At 38.1% G+C, this 18,832-nt stretch carries 20 protein-coding genes; 14 read left to right on the top strand and 6 right to left on the bottom strand.

The window, feature by feature from the left end:
• Position 1 precedes the first annotated feature (1 nt).
• Positions 2-592: a hypothetical protein gene (locus tag EHQ62_RS02660; protein ID WP_135640714.1), complete on the top strand. Its 591-nt coding sequence runs from the start codon at positions 2-4 to the stop codon at positions 590-592.
• Here EHQ62_RS02660 and aat read toward each other — a convergent pair.
• Both aat and EHQ62_RS02650 read right to left on the bottom strand, forming a co-directional pair.
• Positions 570-1,235 (bottom strand): leucyl/phenylalanyl-tRNA--protein transferase, encoded by a 666-nt coding sequence (gene aat / locus EHQ62_RS02655; RefSeq protein WP_135640713.1) that lies wholly within the window; start codon positions 1,233-1,235, stop codon positions 570-572. The genes EHQ62_RS02660 and aat overlap by 23 nt on opposite strands.
• Complete coding sequence (locus EHQ62_RS02650; RefSeq protein WP_135640712.1) at positions 1,232-1,963, bottom strand: hypothetical protein; 732 nt, start codon at positions 1,961-1,963, stop codon at positions 1,232-1,234. The genes aat and EHQ62_RS02650 overlap by 4 nt, the downstream gene beginning before the upstream one ends.
• A 12-nt stretch (positions 1,964-1,975) precedes the next feature.
• On the opposite strand from EHQ62_RS02650, the gene EHQ62_RS02645 reads away from it, so the two are divergent.
• The 13 genes from EHQ62_RS02645 (at position 1,976) to EHQ62_RS02585 (ending at position 14,768) form a co-directional block, all read left to right on the top strand.
• The gene (locus EHQ62_RS02645) at positions 1,976-3,148 is read left to right on the top strand and encodes a hypothetical protein (RefSeq protein ID WP_135640711.1); all 1,173 of its coding nucleotides are present in this window, start codon (positions 1,976-1,978) and stop codon (positions 3,146-3,148) included.
• Complete coding sequence (locus tag EHQ62_RS02640) at positions 3,145-3,519, top strand: hypothetical protein (RefSeq protein ID WP_135640710.1); 375 nt, start codon at positions 3,145-3,147, stop codon at positions 3,517-3,519. Before EHQ62_RS02645 ends, EHQ62_RS02640 begins: the two co-directional genes overlap by 4 nt.
• A 47-nt stretch (positions 3,520-3,566) precedes the next feature.
• Entirely contained in the window at positions 3,567-4,088 is a 522-nt protein-coding gene (locus EHQ62_RS02635) for an RNA polymerase sigma factor (protein ID WP_279638321.1), read from the top strand.
• Positions 4,072-4,425 (top strand): hypothetical protein, encoded by a 354-nt coding sequence (locus tag EHQ62_RS02630; RefSeq protein WP_135640708.1) that lies wholly within the window; start codon positions 4,072-4,074, stop codon positions 4,423-4,425. The genes EHQ62_RS02635 and EHQ62_RS02630 overlap by 17 nt, the downstream gene beginning before the upstream one ends.
• Positions 4,426-4,431: 6 nt before the next feature.
• Positions 4,432-4,812, top strand: a complete 381-nt coding sequence (locus EHQ62_RS02625) for an FxsA family protein (RefSeq protein WP_135640707.1) — start codon at positions 4,432-4,434, stop codon at positions 4,810-4,812.
• A gap of 71 nt (positions 4,813-4,883) precedes the next feature.
• On the top strand, positions 4,884-5,558 hold the full coding sequence (locus tag EHQ62_RS02620; protein WP_015676633.1) for a response regulator: 675 nt from the start codon (positions 4,884-4,886) through the stop codon (positions 5,556-5,558).
• Complete coding sequence (locus EHQ62_RS02615; RefSeq protein WP_135640706.1) at positions 5,551-6,915, top strand: HAMP domain-containing sensor histidine kinase; 1,365 nt, start codon at positions 5,551-5,553, stop codon at positions 6,913-6,915. The genes EHQ62_RS02620 and EHQ62_RS02615 overlap by 8 nt, the downstream gene beginning before the upstream one ends.
• 51 nt (positions 6,916-6,966) lie before the next feature.
• Entirely contained in the window at positions 6,967-8,121 is a 1,155-nt protein-coding gene (argJ, locus tag EHQ62_RS02610; RefSeq protein WP_135640705.1) for a bifunctional glutamate N-acetyltransferase/amino-acid acetyltransferase ArgJ, read from the top strand.
• A complete protein-coding gene (locus EHQ62_RS02605) occupies positions 8,118-9,386 on the top strand; it encodes a hypothetical protein (RefSeq protein ID WP_135640704.1) in 1,269 nt (422 codons plus the stop codon). The genes argJ and EHQ62_RS02605 overlap by 4 nt, the downstream gene beginning before the upstream one ends.
• Positions 9,383-11,752, top strand: a complete 2,370-nt coding sequence (locus tag EHQ62_RS02600; RefSeq protein ID WP_135640703.1) for a SpoIIE family protein phosphatase — start codon at positions 9,383-9,385, stop codon at positions 11,750-11,752. The genes EHQ62_RS02605 and EHQ62_RS02600 overlap by 4 nt, the downstream gene beginning before the upstream one ends.
• 15 nt (positions 11,753-11,767) lie before the next feature.
• Entirely contained in the window at positions 11,768-12,649 is an 882-nt protein-coding gene (locus tag EHQ62_RS02595; RefSeq protein WP_135640702.1) for a M50 family metallopeptidase, read from the top strand.
• A 57-nt stretch (positions 12,650-12,706) separates the two neighbouring features.
• Positions 12,707-13,639, top strand: coding sequence for a UDP-glucuronic acid decarboxylase family protein (locus EHQ62_RS02590; protein ID WP_135640701.1), 933 nt, complete (start codon positions 12,707-12,709; stop codon positions 13,637-13,639).
• A 1-nt stretch (position 13,640) separates the two neighbouring features.
• Entirely contained in the window at positions 13,641-14,768 is a 1,128-nt protein-coding gene (locus EHQ62_RS02585) for a Re/Si-specific NAD(P)(+) transhydrogenase subunit alpha (RefSeq protein WP_135640700.1), read from the top strand.
• Between the two features lie 149 nt (positions 14,769-14,917).
• On the opposite strand, the gene EHQ62_RS02580 is transcribed toward EHQ62_RS02585, so the two are convergent.
• The 4 genes from EHQ62_RS02580 to EHQ62_RS02565 are packed head-to-tail and all read right to left on the bottom strand — an operon-like array spanning position 14,918 to position 18,832.
• Positions 14,918-15,841: a lysophospholipid acyltransferase family protein gene (locus tag EHQ62_RS02580; protein WP_135640699.1), complete on the bottom strand. Its 924-nt coding sequence runs from the start codon at positions 15,839-15,841 to the stop codon at positions 14,918-14,920.
• Positions 15,838-16,371, bottom strand: a complete 534-nt coding sequence (locus EHQ62_RS02575) for a phosphatase PAP2 family protein (protein WP_135640698.1) — start codon at positions 16,369-16,371, stop codon at positions 15,838-15,840. Before EHQ62_RS02575 ends, EHQ62_RS02580 begins: the two co-directional genes overlap by 4 nt.
• Positions 16,368-17,681 (bottom strand): histidine--tRNA ligase, encoded by a 1,314-nt coding sequence (gene hisS, locus EHQ62_RS02570; protein WP_135640697.1) that lies wholly within the window; start codon positions 17,679-17,681, stop codon positions 16,368-16,370. Before hisS ends, EHQ62_RS02575 begins: the two co-directional genes overlap by 4 nt.
• Positions 17,682-17,707: 26 nt before the next feature.
• On the bottom strand, positions 17,708-18,832 hold the full coding sequence (locus EHQ62_RS02565; protein WP_135640696.1) for a DUF1577 domain-containing protein: 1,125 nt from the start codon (positions 18,830-18,832) through the stop codon (positions 17,708-17,710).

Below are 18,832 nucleotides of genomic sequence, written 5' to 3'. Positions count from 1 at the left end.
GATGAATCTAGTTCTCAAATTGATCATCACTCTTGTATTGGTTTCGAATTGCAGACCGAATACGATCACAAAAGAGGAGATCACTTCCTTACGCGATAAGAACCAAGCTAACATTTCACAGTTTTCACAAATGGTTCTACCTAAAATTTTAGGGAGTGAGTACAAACGTTTTGAAATCGGTTTGGACAAGGACAATCAGAACGAAGTTCACATCACTTATGGAAGCAATTCGGCACTTACATTCAACGATGCAAAGGAATACAGGAAAGTAAGTTTAGAATACCAAAGTTTGGTGATGTTGCGAATTGGTTATGCTCTCGGTTTACACCACTTCCATCGGCTTTCACTCAGTCTATCGAAGCCATTTTTCATCCAAGGGGAGAAGAATCCAGAGACGGAAATCCAAGAAGCGGAAATTCTTAGAACTACGATGGAAAAGCTCGCGTTAGAGAAATTTTTTGAAGACCATCCCCAATATGATCCTTACAAAGCACCGATGATTGGAGAAAAAGAATGGGAATCCATTACGGGAGAGGTCCAAAAACTTTGGAAGGTGGAGTTGGATGAAATCAGTCGTGTGAAAGTGGAATGACCCAAGGGGTTGGTTCTGCCACCGCTTTTTCCAATCGGTTTAGATAAGATATTTTTGGAATTTCATAAGCACCCAATTGCCAAGTCACATGATTGAGTTGTTGGGTGTCAAATAAGACAAAATCAGATTCTCTTAGTTTCGCAAATAGATGGTAAAGGGCAACTTTTCCCGCATCTGACTCAAAGGAAAACATACTCTCCCCTGCAAAAAACTTTCCAATCGCCACTCCATACACCCCACCCACCAAAACATTTTCCGAATTCCATACTTCTATGGAGTGGGCCCAACCTTGTTTGTGTAGTTCCTTATACCCTTCAATGAAACCGGGTGTGATCCAAGTATTATCTTTTTCACGATACGCACACGCTTGCATGACAATGGGAAAGGCTTCATTGAAGCTGACACGAAAACGATTTTGTTTTACCTTTCGTAATACGGTTTTTGAAAAATGGACTCGATTCAAATCAAAAATCGCACGAGGGTCAAGGCAATACCAACGGATTGGATCTTCTGACCAAGGGAAAATTCCATGAGTATATGCATATAACAAACGCTCAACGGAAAAGTCACCACCAACGGCAACTAAGTCTTCCCTCCACTCTCGTGGGTTTTTGAAAAATTGTGCAAAACTCCTTTTTGTCAAGGTTCCAAAACTTCCTTTGGGTAATCGTAAACAATTTTGACTTTTAAACTTTTTCCATTTTCATCATTGATATTGGAGAGTCCTTCAAATTGCAAAATACGTCGTGTTTGCACATCATACACCAGTAAAAATGGTTTTACGACTTGTTTCAAAACAAAGTTATCAATTTCCAAACGTAAATAGAGTGCTTGCCTTCCCTTCCATTCTCCATCTTTGATTTTTAAGACCGCAAATTTATAATCATCTAACTGTACTGGTGCGATAAAATGAAAGGAGAGCCTCGTCCCATTTGCCAATTCGTCCCAGTGGTTCCTTACAAAATAATCAAATCCACCATCGAGTACGGCTGGAGATTTTGGTGTGTAGGTCTTTTCGGAAAGTGGATCTTCTTTTTTCCTTTTGAAAAAAAGGCGGACAGATTTCCCTTTTACATCGGCACCTTCCGTATACCCATCCCTCTCATCCACAGTTTTGAAAGTGGGGACTTCTGGGTTTTGGTCAAACTCAATGTGTTTGGAACCAAACACTTTCCCATTTGCATCCTTGTACTGGATTTCGGAGTGAGTGTGCTTTCCATTATTATAATATTCTTTATGATTGTCCGAATACATGTACTTTCCAGTGGAAAGGTCATAGGCTTTACCAAAATACTGGTACTTTGGTTTTTCTGCCAGAAGTGGCAAAAAGGATGGAAAAACTATGGCGAAAATTAGAATTTTACGTATCATATTGCTTAGACCATGAAAAAATACAGACTGACCGACCAACGGACACTTTTAGGGATCGTTTCCAAACTCACCACCACTGTTCTGCAGGACCGTGACACCAAACAAAAGATCACATTAACCAATCCCGTTGCCGTCAACGATATCTTAAAATCAGTCCATATCACAATTGAAACCACAGAACCATTGGTTTCCAAACCCAAATCTCTGGTCTGTGTTCTAAAAGAAAATCGAGTGGAACTCCGGGTAAAACCTGTGAACCCCTACCAAGATGATTTACTCCAAGTTTACGAAATTTTGATCGAACCGCTGGAACGATCTGCCAAACGAGCTGCCATCGAAGACATCGCCGCCTATGAAGTGCAAATGGCACAAACAGCCGATTTGGGAACCGTCATTTCTATTTATGGGAAAACATCAATCATCAACCAGGCTTTGAACCAATGGCAAGTCCACTTGGAACAAGTTTTAACCAATTTCGGATACTTTATCAAAAAAGTTCAAATTGGGTTTTATTATGCAGCAGACACCCAACTCATGGAAGCTTTGGCTACATCAAAAGCTCCGTATTACGTACGTGATGCGAATCGCAGAATTTTTTATACCGACAGAGGGTTTTATAGCCCTAAGAAACTAAGTGAGATATATGTTCGCTCCTATTTAGATTCATTATTGCTAAGTAACACAAAATCTACTTTGATCTTTCCATTTTTTTCAAATGGTAAAGTATTACTTGGTTATTTTGAAATCATCAGCAATTTACCCGACTTAGGAAATGTTTCCCTCCAATCTGATATTGAGGGTCCAGAAGGCATAGGGCCACTGTTATCATTTTTGGACCAAAAGGCAGAAGAATTTGTTTTCCAACTTGAATTTGCTTATGCTAAAGATTGGGAAACTGTGATTCGCACAACACCCGTTAGGGACATTAGCCAGGATGGACGAGGAATTGGTATGACCCTTCCCAAAGGCACCAATTTAGAAGCAAGGCCCATTGGATCTCCTGTATCGTTCCAATTAAAAATCAACTCTTCACCATATACTTTTTTTGGAAGTTTGCGGAGTCTAAAAAAAGGAGAGAATGATACCACACAGATTGGTTTACAAATTTTCCAATGTGATAAAACAGAAGGTATGTCACTCCTTAGCACCTACGCATCAAATTTAATTGGAGAAGCTGTCTCATGACACCCGAGCAGTATGAAACGATCCTAACAATTTTAACAGAAATCCGAAACCAAGGGGGTTCAGATCCATATCGTTTGGCTTTGTATTTGGTTCCCCATATTGGGATCATCTTTGGTACCACATTTTTGTTTTTTTTGTTTCAGTGGTGGCATAAACAAAAAATGGCCCTCATCCAATCCGGGCAGTACAAATCATGGAGTTTTGACATCAGATTGTATTCATTTTTCCTTGGTCTTTTGTTGACATTCACTGGATTTGCCTTATCGTTTGTATTTATACTCGTCTTAGGTCGTTCTATGGCGATGTTAGGAGGGTTAATCCCATTCGCAATTGGACTCGGTCTCTTGACCTTCTACAAACAACACAGGTAACAGAGACCAAACGGAAATGCAACGATGAGGACTGGAATTCCATCCAGTTGGTCTTACGGGGCAATGTGTCTCAATTTGAAGTACTGATGAAACGGTACGAAGGAATGGTATACTCTCAAGCAAGGAAGGCATTTTTAACGAAAGAAGAGGCAGAGGATTTCACACAAGATGTATTCCTAAAGGCCTATGAATCGTTAAGTCAATTCCGAGGTGAGGCACAATTTTCTACTTGGTTATTCCAAATTGCCAAATTTCACATAACAAAAGTTAATAAAAAGAAATCCCATATCCAAGCTGACTGGACAGAAGATGTCGCAACTGTTCCCGACAATTCCAAACCTTCCACAGTGGAAGTGTTAGACAAAGAAGAAACCCATCATATTTTACATTCCCTCATCTGTAAACTTCCTAAGTCCTACCAGTTACCAATTCGATTGCATTATTTTGAAAACAAACCTTTAAAAGAAATAGCAAATGATCTCAATATCAAACTGGGAACCATCAAAAGTCATATCTCAAGAGGCAAGGAACTCTTACGAAAATGGTGGTCACATGAAATCGAAGGATAAAAACAAATTGGTTCCCGATTCATTTGGAGATGTGGATCCCTTTCTCAAATATGCCGAGGCCCCTTCGATCATTAAGATCCGTGTCCTTGGGCAAATTTTACCCTTAAAGTTTTTATTTTCTTCCTTATTTGTATCGTTTTTGCTTTTACTCATTCCGTTTGGAACCATGCTTTTTACGATCAAACAAGACACAGACTCGTTGTATTTGTTACCACTTCTCATCAGTTCCAGTTTATTCTTTTGTTTTTATTCACTCGTACTTGGCTTTTTACTCCTCAATACAAGAATTCCTTTTCTGAATGCATGGAAAGAGAAACTTGGATTTGAAGAGGTTTGATCATTCGTGAAAGTCATATTCGTTTTTTTTGTTTTCCTTTTTGTTTCCTCCATTTCCGCTGAGGTTTTACCTTCCGCTGAAGAATTTTTGAATATGGATTTGGACAAGTCCATTCGATTGGTAGAGTCCCTTTCCAAAGAAGATTCCAAAACATTGGTATCAGAACTCCGAATGGAAATGAAAAAATCTTACCCGAAAGCAGATCATTTTTATTTCCTCATCTCCCACCTGGAAGAAATCCAAGCCATCGAAAAAGAACAAGCTCGACTCAAATCATTACTTTGGGTGTATACCTTGGCATTTGTATTGTTCACTGGATTTTTGGGTTTGATTTTACTCCGCCAAAGGAAAGCAATCCGAGACATCAACCAGATGCTTGGTCATTAAAAAGGAATCGATTTTTTGTCATGGTTTTGTATTCTTTTTGTAACGAACCCATGTTAACTTGAAATATATTCATGAAAATATTGATTGTAGATGACGAAGAAGACATTGCAGGCCTAATCCAATTCCACTTGGAAGAGGAAGGTTTCCAAACCGAAGTTTGCCATAATGGAATGGAAGTTTTACCTCGTTTAGAAAAAAACCTACCTGACGGAATTATCTTAGATTTAATGTTGCCTGGCATCGGTGGTATGGACCTTTGCAAACGGATAAAAGAAAAATACCCGCAAATCCCTATCCTTATGGTGACTGCAAAAACTGGGGAAACTGATGTGGTTTTAGGCCTTGAGCTCGGAGCCGATGATTACATTCGTAAACCATTTAACATTCGAGAACTAGTCGCAAGGGTGAGAACTGTAACTCGAAGGACCACTGACCCAAACCAAGAAGTCCAAGGCACAATCACAACGGGAAAAATCCAAATCAATCCAACTGCGCACAAAGTTTTTGTAGAAGGAACAGAAATTGATTTAACCTTAATTGAATTTAAACTATTACAACTGTTTGCTGGCAATCCTGGTGTTGCATTTTCTAGGGACAAATTATTAGACCGCATTTGGGGAAAAGACGTATTTGTCACCGATCGAACTGTGGATGTCAATATCAAACGCTTAAGAGACAAACTGCTCTCCGAAAAAGAACGACTCGAAACCATTCGCGGAGTCGGTTACCGATTCCGAGATGCGTAGTTTTTTTTCCACTCTCCTCCTTCTCAACTGGGGTTTGTTACTGGTACTACTCACCCTTGCACTCGGCGTATTTTATATTTATGACCTAGTCGTACCTGCTGTACGCCCTCTCATTTTATTTAGCTTTGTACTCATTGCTATTTTTGGTACCTTCTATATTTCCACAAACATTGCCATGCGGATCACAGATCCACTCGCCACTGTCGAAAAAAAAACCAAAGAAATTAATGCAGGTGATTTTGGTGTAGAATTGTCATCACCTGAAATCCGTGAGTTGGCAACACTCGCTTCGTCCATCAATGAAATGGCAAGACGACTAAAAGTACAATTTTTGGATTTAACAGTCGAAAAAGAAAAATTCAATTATTTACTTCAAAACTTAAAAGAAGGTGTTTTTGCAATCGATCGCAATCATAAGTTTTTATTTTTAAATCGAAATATTGCTGACACTTTGATCGAACAGAATTCCCAATTCAAAGAGTTTGCCCCTTCCATCAAAAACAAAGAATTATTAAATTTTATCACCGACAAAATTAAATCGGGAAAGGAAGGTAAAACCGAATTCCAAGATGGACTCCATTTTTACACTGCACGCATTTATCCAATTAAATCCGATGCAATGGTCCAACTTTATATTGGTGTGATTTCTGATATTACAGAAGACCGCCAAAACCAAATGATTCGGGAACAATTTTTTCAAAATGCTTCCCATGAATTGAAAACCCCAATTACATCTATTAAAGGTTATGCGGAAACACTCGAATATAAATTAAAACTAAATCCTGATTCCAATGAACGTAAGTTTTTAGATGCCATCCTTAGGAATACGGAAAGGCTCATTCGCATTGTGGAAGATATGTTGACCGTCTCTCGATTGGAAAGCCACAAAACCGTTTTGAATCTGACAGATGTATCGTTATCAGAACTTGTAAAAAATGTTTCAGAATCCCTTGGAGTGATTTATTCCCAGAAAAAACAAAATTTGATCTTAGACATACCCATTGATTTAAAGGTGAAGGCAGATCGATTGCTGTTAGAAGATTTGTTGGTCAATTTGATTTCCAATGCATCCGCATACAGTCCGGAAGGTTCTAGTGTGATTGTAAAAGCGAGTTCTTTAGAGGAAAATCATTTGATCCAAGTGATTGACCAAGGGATTGGAATTTCTGCGGAAGATGCAGAGAGGATCTTTGAACGTTTTTTTAGAGTGGATACAAATCGTTCCCGAAAGGAAGGAGGCACGGGACTTGGGCTTTCCATTGTGAAACACATTGCGAGGCTCCATTCCGGTGAGGTTTCTGTATCTCCGAACCCCAAGGGTGGGTCCATTTTCTCCTTTGTTTTTCCTAAAAAATAGATTCTCGTAAGAGAAGTCCCCGGATAAAATATTGGTATCCGGTAGGTAATTATGAAGTATCCTTTGGGTTTTTTCTCCTTTGGCAAAAACATTGGTATCAAAGATACTAGTTTGGATTTTGCAGTGATTTATTCTGATGTACGTTGCCATGCCGCAGCAGTATTCACACGGAATAATTTCCCAGGGGCGCCTATCTATGTCGGACGAGACCACATCCAAGATGGTTTTCTGCAAGCCATCGTCATCAATTCCAAAAACTCAAATGTAGCAACAGGAGAAAAGGGAATCCAAGATTCTTACCAAATTTGTGAATCATTGGCGAAATCATTACAAATCAAAAAAGAAGATATCCTACCATCTTCTACCGGAGTGATTGGAGTTCCACTTCCCATTGAAAAAATCTTAAACGCTTGTGCGAGTGCCAAAGAAAATTTAAAACCTGGAAATTTAGATGAAGTGGCTGAGGCTATCATGACCACAGACACCAAGAAAAAAATTTCTTACCGCACAATCAATCACAACGGAAACGAAGGAGTGATGTTTGGAATTGCGAAAGGTGCGGGGATGATTGAACCGAACATGGCAACCATGTTGTCGTATATCCTATGTGATTATCTACCTGAATCAAAAGACCTAAAAGGGATTCTCAAGCGAGTGGTAGACCAAACCTATAATTGTATCACAATTGATTCCGATACATCGACAAGTGATACTGTTGTTTTGATGTGTTCTGGAAAACTAGGAACGATCCCTGATGGACTGTTTGAATCCAATTTAAAAGAAATTGCAACAGAACTTTCCAAAAAAATTGCAAGAGACGGTGAAGGAGCAAGTAAGTTAATCGAACTCACCGTGAAACACGGTCGAGACGAAAGCCAAGTCACAAAAATTGGAAAATCGATTCTCAACTCACCACTAGTAAAAACTGCCATTTACGGAGGGGATCCTAATTGGGGACGATTCATTATGGCGATCGGGAAAGTTTTTGATGAACCAATACCGTATGAAAATTTAGAAATCCAACTAGGTGGAATTTCAGTCAAAGGAGCAGATCACGAAACCAAATCAAAGTTAGCCGAATATCTCAAATCCAATGAAGAAATTTATATTCTTGTGAAATTAAATACAGGTAAGTTCGAAAAAACGTTTTGGAGTTGTGATTTTACTGAAGGTTACATTCAGGAAAATGCTTACTACACAACATGATTTCGCATAAATTAAAAAATACGTTTAAATTTTTTTTACCGTCGAGTTACCAACTCAAACTCTCTGTAACCAATTTATTCACTCGTACTGTTTTTATTTTATTCGTTTATATTTCTTATTTTATTATCTTATCCCAGATTCCAGAACCGATGTCATACCGCCTGGAACTTGCACTTTTACTTACCTGTGCCTTTTCTTTGATTTTATACCTTCCATTAATTGAACGACTCACACGTTTGATTCGAACAAAATTTTTGTCGGAATACCTGACAGAAGATGCAGAATCCTATCGCCAGGCAATCAAACGATTTAACTTTGATGCCTTAATCAAAAATGTATTCCCCGATATGGTGAAAATTACCGGTAGCCAATCTGGGACCATGGCCGTCCTCACACAAAATGGAACGTTTGCCTTTCACTCCTATTTTAGAGGGAGGCAAAAAAAACTTAGCCCAACCAAAGACATTTTGGTTAAAACAAGTTTCCAATCATTTTTACTTGCAAATCGAAATGGGGCATCCGTTGCGAATACGTTCTCAAACGAAGACATTAATAATGACTTTATGGAACTTCACGCGAATTATATATACCCATTTATCTTTCGCGAAAAATTGTTTGGTTTTATTGCTGTATCCAATATTCCCAATTCTGATGCAAGTCACAGTTTATCTTTGTTAGCTGGTCAATCGGCATTAACGATTCATAATCATATTCTTTCTTACCATATCTCAGAAAACAAAAAATACCAAAAAGAAGCAGAGTATGCGGTTCGAGTGCAAAACCTACTAGAAACCGGTACAATTCCAAAATTAATTGGATGGGAAATTACACCTTTCAAACGCACAAATCGGAATTTAATCGAATTTTTCCAAGTGGAAGACGGAAGTTGGTTTTTTGTGATCCTGAATGCGGGAAAATCTTACCAACATATTGGAATCATACTTTCTTATATTTTAGGAGTTGTGTACTCGCAATCCAGATTAAAATTATTAAAAGGATTTTCTGATATTAAAACTTTAATTCAATCCACCTTTCAAAAGTTAGACTGGAAAGAAAACTATGAAATGATCATTGGAAAAATTGGTTATTCTGAGTTGTACATCATCCAAGAAGGTAAACAATTTAAAATCTTACGTAATTCTGAAGAAGTCGTCGCAAGTATGGGTTGGAAAAATATGATCAGTATGGACAAAGGACCCATCATCATCCAACAACGCGGTGAACCTGTTTTAAAATTTAATTTTATCGAGTCAGAATTAAAATGAGAGAACTTGCGATCACAATCCTCTCATCACTATTGTTTTTTTTACTCCTATTTTTTTCTTTTTTAGGAGTGCAAAACAGTTCCAAACGACTTCCATTCTATTATTATCCATCAGGACTTATCGTTAATATTGGTGAAGAAAATCGCACCCACTGGGGAAATGCCATCGAGTCTTCCGATTTGGAAAACTTTGAATCTAACCAGGATTTATCCAAAATAGATACGTATCGTTTAAAAATTCGAAATTCAGATGGGACTTTCTATGAAGAAGAATTCAAACTAAAAAATGTTCGTAAAACGGATGTTTTGGGAGTATTTTTTTCTGATTTATTTTTAGCTTTTTTTAGTTTAGCGATTGCAGTTTATTTTTATTACTCAACTCGAGATGCCTTAATCTTTGGATTTTTTCTAAATTTTGGACTCATCATCCTATCCAATGTTTTTGTTTTGGCATTTAAAAATTCTATTTTTTTATTCATCCTGACTCTATATTTGGGAAGTTTCCTCCAATACCATTTGATTTACCGCCTTCGTGGAAAAGAAATCAATTCTAAGTGGCTGTTACCACAAGTGTTGATTTCGTTCATTATGGCAATGATTGCTTCTCAAGAAAAATATGACATGATCTTAATTGAACGTATTGCAATCGTCGCACACGCAATCACTGTTCTGTTTGGATCCATCAATATCATCGCAAACGTTTTTGAACTCATTCGTTCCAAACCACAAGAGGAAGCACTTTTAAAACGATTGGTTCTCGTGATATCAATAGGGCTTTATGTGGCACTTCCTACAAGTATTCTGTTTTTTGATGGTTATCCTTGGTTTTATGTCCATCGCTCACTTTTTATCATAACCTATTTACTTTTTATTTTAAGTTTTTTTTATGGAACCTATCGTTACACCTTTGTTCCTTCTTTTGTTATCTTCACACCTAGTCTCGTCACATTAATATTAGTTGGTATCATTTTAGGTACATACATTGGTTTTATTTTTGTATTAGATTATGTATTTCCCATCCGTTACTTGAAAGACCGATGGGTGTTTAATTTTATCTTTTTGTTTTTAGTCACTGCGTATTTGATCCCACTCAAACTTAAAGTAAAGGAGTTGTTTGATTATTGGTTCTTTGAAAAAAATCCAAAACTTAGCGCTGGCATCAACAAAATCACAGCTTTATTGTCGTCCCCCCTTTCTATGAGAAAAACCATTCTCACGATCAATAATACAGTCAAACAAACTGTAAATGTATCCAACATCATCATTCTGATCCCTGGTGACCAATTTGCCAATACTGACTTAAGGAATATCAATTTCATGAGAATCTCACCTCAGTCAGAAATTTGGAACTACTTCAAAAGTACGGACCGAGTGACGGTCACCTCTCATTTAGAATATGGAATTGGTTTAAGAGAAACACTTTATAATTTTCTAAAGGGATTACAAATCCAATTGGCCTTCCCCGCCTACGACTCATCGTCTAACAAAAAGAATATTCAGGCAATGATCTTAATCGGGGAAAAATTGGATAAAAAATATTTTTCCATCGGTGAATTAAAGTTTATCAATGAAGTTGTGAAAATTTCAGGTATGTTACTCGAAAACTATAGTTTACTCGAAGATGAAATTCAAAAACGAAAAATCGTCAGGGATATCCAAACAGCTTCTATAGTCGACAATACTCTACGTTTAATTTTACCAAGTGAAATCAAAGGGATCGATTACGGATATATCTCCAAACCAGCCGTTGGAATTTCTGGTGACTATTTGGATATCATTCCCATATCCAATACAAAAATGATAGTACTGTTAGGCGATGTGGCCGGCCATGGATTAGGGACTGGATTTTTAGTGAGCGCAATTAAGGGAATTGTAAGAGAACAACTCCGTAATGGAACTTCTCTCGAAGGATTGTTCAGAGAAATCAATAGCTTCTTTCGTGCGAGATACAAGGGGAATGAATTTATGACCTTACTCGGAGGGATTTTTGATTCCACAGAAAATGTATTCAAATATGTGAATGCAGGACATCTTTCTCTCATCGAAATGCGCACAGATGGCCAAATCAAATTGCATTCAAAAACACAAAGGGTACTTGGGATTTTGGAAACCGATTACCATGTCCAAGAACTTAAATTATTACCCGGCACCAAATTGTATTTATATTCAGATGGGATCACGGAAGCCTTTAGTGAACGCGATGAAATTTTTGGGGAAGAAACCCTCATTGACTTTTTGCATTACAATGCTCACAAATCGGTAAAAGAACTCCCCGCCCTCCTAGACCAGAGAATGACCCAGTTTCGTGGCAACCGCGAACAATCTGATGATATTACATTTATTGGTCTTTCTTTTAGCCCAAACTAGCCGATACTTAAATCGATGATGGCAGAGAAACCAGTTAAGTTTGTCATTTTTTTATCTCTCATTTTGAGTTTAGTGGCGTTTTGGGATCACCAATTCACATCTTATCTAAAAGAATTTGTGGTTCTCATTCATGAGATCTGCCATGCCACAGCCGCCCTCTTTAGCGGTGGCGTAGTCAAGGGCATAACCTTACACGGAAATGAAGGTGGCGAAACCATTGCAATCCCAGCTTCGTTCCGAGGTTCCTTTATCCTCGTTGTATCAGCAGGTTATATCGGTTCTTCCCTGGTTGGGGCTATGTTATTACGATTAGGATTCCAAGGACGTCATGCTCGCCAAACAATGATTTTGTTTGGGTTGTTTTTAATCTCCGTCAGTGTATTGTATTCGAAACTCGGAGATTTGGCCTATTTTACAGGAATCTTTTGGGGTGTTGGAATCCTCGTAGTCGGAATGTTAGGTGAAACTGCATCCATCCTATCCCTTGTATTTTTGGGGACGAGTATCTCTTTGTATTCCTTGTATGATTTATCCGATTTTGCAGACCGTTTGACAGAAACGGATGCTGGGATCTTAGCATTTTGGATGGCTGGACTTGGCCCAGAGGATTTACAAAACGAAGAAATTCCAACTGTGGTCATCATTTTGGGTTACCTCATTGCAACACTTTGGTCCCTACTCAGCATCGGGATCATATTTATGTCACTCAGATCCTCACTCTCCCATGAAGGACACCACGAACCGCAAGAATCCTTGGAACAGTTTGAACGATTCCCAGGTGAATTGTCACCAGAGGCCAAACTTTGGTTAGAAAAACGAGGAGTTGACCCAGAAAGTGGGATCGTTTTGCCTCCCAATTTCTTTTTGGAACCACCCTCGAAAGACAACCAGGGCTAATCCTTCGCGCAAATTTTCATTTGCGTAGGACACCGACTTCACAAATATAGAATCTCAATGGCAAAAAGAATTCTCATTACCGGTGGAGCCGGCTTCATCGGGTCCCATTTGGCAGAAAGTTTGTTAAATGCGGGAAACAAAATCATTGTCTTAGACAATTTCCACACGGGACGAAAGGAAAATCTCACCCACTTACTTTCGAATCCCAATTTTGAACTCATCCGTCATGACATTACCGATCCAATCAAACTAGAAGTGGATCAAATTTACAATATGGCATGCCCAGCATCTCCTGTTCATTACCAAAGTAACCCTATCAAAACGATCAAAACGAATGTATTAGGGATGATGAATATGCTTGGCCTTGCGAAACGAGTGAAGGCTCGGATTTTGCAAGCCAGTACATCAGAAGTGTATGGAAACCCTTTGGAGCACCCACAAAACGAATCATATTGGGGGAACGTGAATACCATTGGTATCCGCAGTTGTTATGATGAAGGGAAACGTGTCGCCGAAACTCTATGTTTTGATTACCATAGGCAACATGGCGTCGATATCCGTGTGATTAGAATTTTTAACACATATGGGCCACGGATGATTCCTGATGATGGCCGTGTGGTCAGCAATTTTATTGTCCAAGCCTTACGTGGCGAAGACATTACGATTTATGGTGATGGAAGCCAAACAAGGTCATTTTGTTTTGTGGATGATCTCGTAAAAGGTATCATCGATATGATGAATGTCGAAAACTTTGTAGGACCAGTGAATTTAGGCAATGAAGGCGAATTTACTGTAAAAGAATTGGCTGAACTTGTGATCAAAGAAACAGGAAGTAAATCCAAAATCATTTACCTTCCACTTCCACAAGATGACCCAACCAGAAGAAAACCAAATCTTAGTTTGGCGAAAGAAAAATTGAATTATGCAACCACTGTTCCACTTGTGGAAGGTGTAAAAAAGACAATCGAATATTTTAGCAAAAGAGTATAAAATGAAAATAGGTGTAATCAAAGAACCATCGTTTGAAAATCGTGTTGCGATCACTCCAGATGTGATTGATCCTCTAAAAAAATTAGGATTCAGTGTTTCTATTGAATCCACTGCTGGGGATAATGCATTTTTCTCTGACCAAGATTATAAAGACGTTGGAGCATCTGTAGAATCAAGAGATTCTATTTTATCTGGTTCTGACATCATTGTTTCCATTCATGCACTGGATGAAACTAGTGCCAAAAAAATTGGAAAAGACAAACTTTACATTGCAACTCTTTCTCCTTTGGCATTCCCAAAAAAAGTAAAAGAAATTGCGACTGCTTCCTTCAAAATCTTTTCAATGGATACAATCCCACGGATCACACGTGCCCAATCCATGGACGTACTTAGTAGCCAAGCAACAGTTTCTGGATACAAAGCAGTATTACTTGCCGCTTCTAATTACAGTCGATTTTTCCCAATGTTGACAACCGCCGCTGGAACGATAACACCTGCTAGAGTTTTGATTTTAGGTGCTGGTGTTGCAGGATTACAAGCAATTGCAACCTCGCGAAGGTTAGGTGCTGTTGTCGACGTATTTGACACTCGACCTGAAGTGAAAGAACAGTGTATGTCACTAGGCGCAAAATTTGTGGAAGTAGAAGGTGCCGCCGATGCATCCAACACAGGTGGTTATGCAGTGGAACAATCGGAAGATTACCAAAGACGCCAAAAAGAAGCAATTGCAAAGTATGCTGAAAAAGCAGATATCATCATCACAACTGCCCTCATCCCAGGAAGGAAGGCCCCTGTTCTCATCACAAAAGAGATGGTAGATAAAATGAGACAAGGTTCTGTGATCGTTGACCTTGCTGCAGTAAATGGTGGAAATTGTGAGTTAACAGAAAATGATAAAACCATCGTTTACAAAGGGATCACCATCATCGGAAACTCAAACCTACAAAGTACCCAACCAATGGATGCAAGTAAAATGTATGCAAAAAACATTGTTAACTTTCTGAAGTTGTTTGTGAACAAAGAAAAACAATTTAACATCAATTTGGAAGATGAAATCATCAATGCTTGTATGATCGCAGAAAATGGTTCCATTCGCCACAAACCAACACTCGCTCTTTTAGGAGAGTGATCTAAACACAAAGGCCAGATCCTTCTGGCCTTACTTTCCACTAATCCAAATCTTCCAATCTAGTTTCGTTCCAGCGGCTTCCTAGCTATATCCAAAGAATCAGAAAATTTGTAATCCCCCAAATGGAGTTGTATACAAATTTTAAAAACTCAAATTGCACTGGTTGTATTACTTGCGACCTCGGGAGCGGGTTGAGTCCGCCAACGGCGGTGCACCCAAAAGTATTGTTCTGGGAATAACTTCACTTCTTCTTCTAATGTTTTGGTCCAAAGTTCTGTATAATGGCGGATGACTTCATCTTTAGTAGGATATAATTTTTTATCCACAAATCCAAGATCCTTCACTCGAACAATGACCTTTCCCTCTTTACCAGCTAACACAGAATAATAAAGCATTTTGGCACCAGTAAGGTATGCCATCAGTGCTGGTCCAACGAACGTAGAAGCTTGTCTGTTCATAAAGGGAACAAAAATGCCCGCCTTACCAGCGTTTTGGTCAGCTCCAAAACCAATCCAATACCCTTGTTTGAGTAGTTTGATCACCTGTGTTGATTCTTGTACGGGAACCAAAACCACTCCATTTTTGGAACGCATTCGTTTTAAAAGAGAATCTACAAAAGGATTTCTCACTTTTTTGTAAATCCCACCACCCTTCATTCGAATCCCTAAGAATTGTACCAAAATCTCCCAAGTTCCAAAATGACCAGAGATGAGGATGACACCCACACCTTGTTTTTTCGTTTCTTCTTCAATTTTTAAGCTGTTTTCATCAACTTCTAAGTATTCATCTAACCAAGCACGAGTCATCCGTGGTGCCCAAAGGGTGTGAGCCAGTAAAATTCCCAAATGTTGGTAATGTGCTTTGACCAAATCTAAAATTTGATTTTCAGAGTAGTTTGGAAACGCAAATGAAATATTTTCTGCTGCAACCTTTCTATGTTTTTTATCAAACTTGTAGATTAAGTTTGTTAAAAACATTCCGTAAGACAAACACCACTTATATGGTAAAATTTTAAAGGGAGAATAAAAAAGGTAAACTATGATAAAGGAAAAAAAATAACCAATGTATTTCATAAACTTACTAAGATTGGCCATAAAAAATAATGAACTGTAACAGCCACAAGTCCAATACTAAATCCAATCATCCATCCTCCGACAATATCACTAACAAAGTGATGTAAGGTAATTAACCTCCCAACACCTGCAAACAAACTAAAGAAAAAGAAATATGGAGTTTCTCCAAAGGCAAATACAAGAATAGTTGCAACAACAATTGAGTTAGCACTATGAGCAGAAGGGAAGGAATGTTTCATATCGGGATTGGAATCCACTTTGCCCATCACACTCACGAGCGGACGTTTCCTAGCAAAATATTTTTTTAAAACCAAAACCAAACGATCAGTCATATAGGTGAATACCAAAACAAATGGCAAACTGAAGTAAACGGGTTTGTATAAATCACTGATAAACATCAATGGCAATAATACCAAGGCAAACATTTCTCCACGATTCACTCGAGATAAAACCCAACTCAAGTTTTTATGATGTAAATGTTTTTGAATCCAAGTGGAAAATTTTAAATCAAGGGAACCAATCCAATTCATTTCAAAAGCTCTTCTTTAATCTTTTGAAGTGCTTCCGAGAAACTAAATGTAAACTGATTTCTTGAGGCCATATCCTTTAACGTAACAGTTCCCGATTTAATTTCGTCTTCCCCTCGAAGTAATATCCATCGGTATCCTTTCTTTTCTGCATAAGAAAGTTGTTTTCCCATTTTTTGGGAAACTAATGAAACTTCGACATTGATTTTCTCTTTGCGTAACTCTTTTGCAAAATTATGATTCTCTGCAAAAGAGGAATCATCGAGTAGAGGGATATAAACCGTTGCATCATTGGCAAAACTAGGTAACAAATTGTGAGCAGTTAAGAAGTTTTGTAAAGTAACATCCCCTAATCCAAATCCGATCCCTGTCAATTCTTCATTGGAAAAAAGGCCAATCAAATTATCATACCTTCCCCCACCATACAACGAACGTTTGTTTTGCGGAGAAGTGTCAAAGATTTCAAATATAAAACCAGTGTAATAATCAAATCCTCTGACTACAGAAGGATCAAAATGAACAATGTCAGCAAGTCCAATGGTTTTGATTCCTTCAAACAACTCTGAAATAACTTTTAAAGTATCTTCTTTGATACCCGGGATTTGTTTGAGTGAATCAACAGTCGAATTTAAAAATAAATCAATTTTAGAAACTGCAGTTGGATCGTTTGGTATCGTTTTACCGACAAGTGCAACGTATTCGTCTTGGGTGATTTTGTTTTTTTTGTCCAAAATTTTTGAAACTTCATGCGCTTGGTTCGGACTTACTTTTAGACCATCTAACAAAAATTCATCTAGAAGGGACCTATGTGAGATCGTAACCTTAAAACTGCTTTTGGGGGCTCCAAAGGCAAATAAAATGTCACAGGCCAAAGATAAAATTTCTAACTCGGCACGGCTACTTGCCACACCAAACATATCGACATTCAATTGCCAATGTTCCCGCAATCGACCGTGGCCTGGTTGTTCATATCTCCATAAATTTGGAATCGAAAACCAACGAATGGGTCTTGGTAATTCTCTTAATTTTTTAGCCACCATACGCGCAACCGTAGGTGTCATCTCAGGGCGAATCGCCACTTCGCGATCCCCTTTATCGATAAAGTTGTAAATTTGTTTTCCAACGATTTCTTCGCCAGTTTTTGCGCGGTACAAATCAAGGGATTCTACCATCGGACCATCGTACTCTTCGTACCCATAGGACCGAACTACATCTTTCATTACGGAAAATAAATAATTCCGAAGGCGCATATCCTCAGGATAAAAATCCCTGGTGCCTTTATAATTTTCTGTGGTTAACTTTTGTTCTTTCAATGATGGCTCCTATTGAACCGAGTGAATTAATTAAAAAAATCAATGAGACTATGGTAAATCTCTTTGGCTTTTTTATCACCACTCACACCAGTAATCCTTCCTCCCAATCGATAAAAATCATTTACTTCCTCCAAATGGCGTAGTTCAACAGCCATCCGAATTGGAGCTTGTAATTTAAAATTTATATCCAATGTAAAAGTTGGTTTCACTTTTAGTGCTTTTATAATTTCCATATCGTTCACTTCCAAGGCGACTCCACCTCGGGAAACGTTTAAAACGTTTTGTTTAATATCAAGAATATGGGTATTAGAATCCATAATTCTTTCTTGAAATGTACGTTCAACCTCTTTAAACAAATCCAAAACTTCACTAGGAATTCTGGTTCGTTCGGTTTCCAATGAAAGGTATGCGAAAAAATGCATTTCTTTCATCTGGATGAAAAGTGGGTAATAGATGTAAGATCCAATTTTTTTCTTTTTGTATTCTAAAACTTTGTCATCGAGTAAAAATTCATCTTCAAACGTTTTTTTAGGGTCAAAAACTTCATCAGAATTAAGTGACTCAAACGTTTCTGTATCCAAAATGAAAATTGGTTTTTTATGCTCTTTCATCAAATCAATTTCATCACTGTGGATGGAAGAGGATAAAAAAACTACTTTTGACTGTGGGTAATTTTTCAAAACTGTCCTTTGGATATCAGACAATATCACTTGAGAACTAACGCCAGTTAGTTTTGAAAAATCAATATTTGTTTTTGCGATTAGAAAGTTAGAAGCAACTACATTCCCTCTCACTTTCTCATTTCTTGGATCTTGACGAGTGGTGTAGGTTTGCCTACGATCGATCACTTTACCAAGTAACAAATTATCTTTTTGGTTTTGTAGTTCGTAATCAAGTTCAACATGGAAACTGGGAGTGGCTTGGATTGTAAAAATGGTTTCGATCATTTCAGGCATTGTTTCCAATTCCCAAATATGAGCTCCATCAGGGCGTTCACCCTTAAACTTTACCTTAACTTGTGAATCATAACCTTTGAGGTACAAACCATTCCCAGCCATCATTTGTTTGAAAAACTCTGGCAAAACACGAACTGCTTCCAGTGGAAGATAGTCGCGTTCTTGGTCGAAATGGATTTTGACTCGATTGATCAT

Origin of the sequence: Leptospira jelokensis (genome assembly GCF_004769635.1) — a bacterium.
GTDB classification, from domain to species: domain Bacteria; phylum Spirochaetota; class Leptospiria; order Leptospirales; family Leptospiraceae; genus Leptospira_A; species Leptospira_A jelokensis.
Note: the sequence above shows the minus strand (reverse complement) of the source record. Positions and strands in the feature narration are given on the sequence as shown.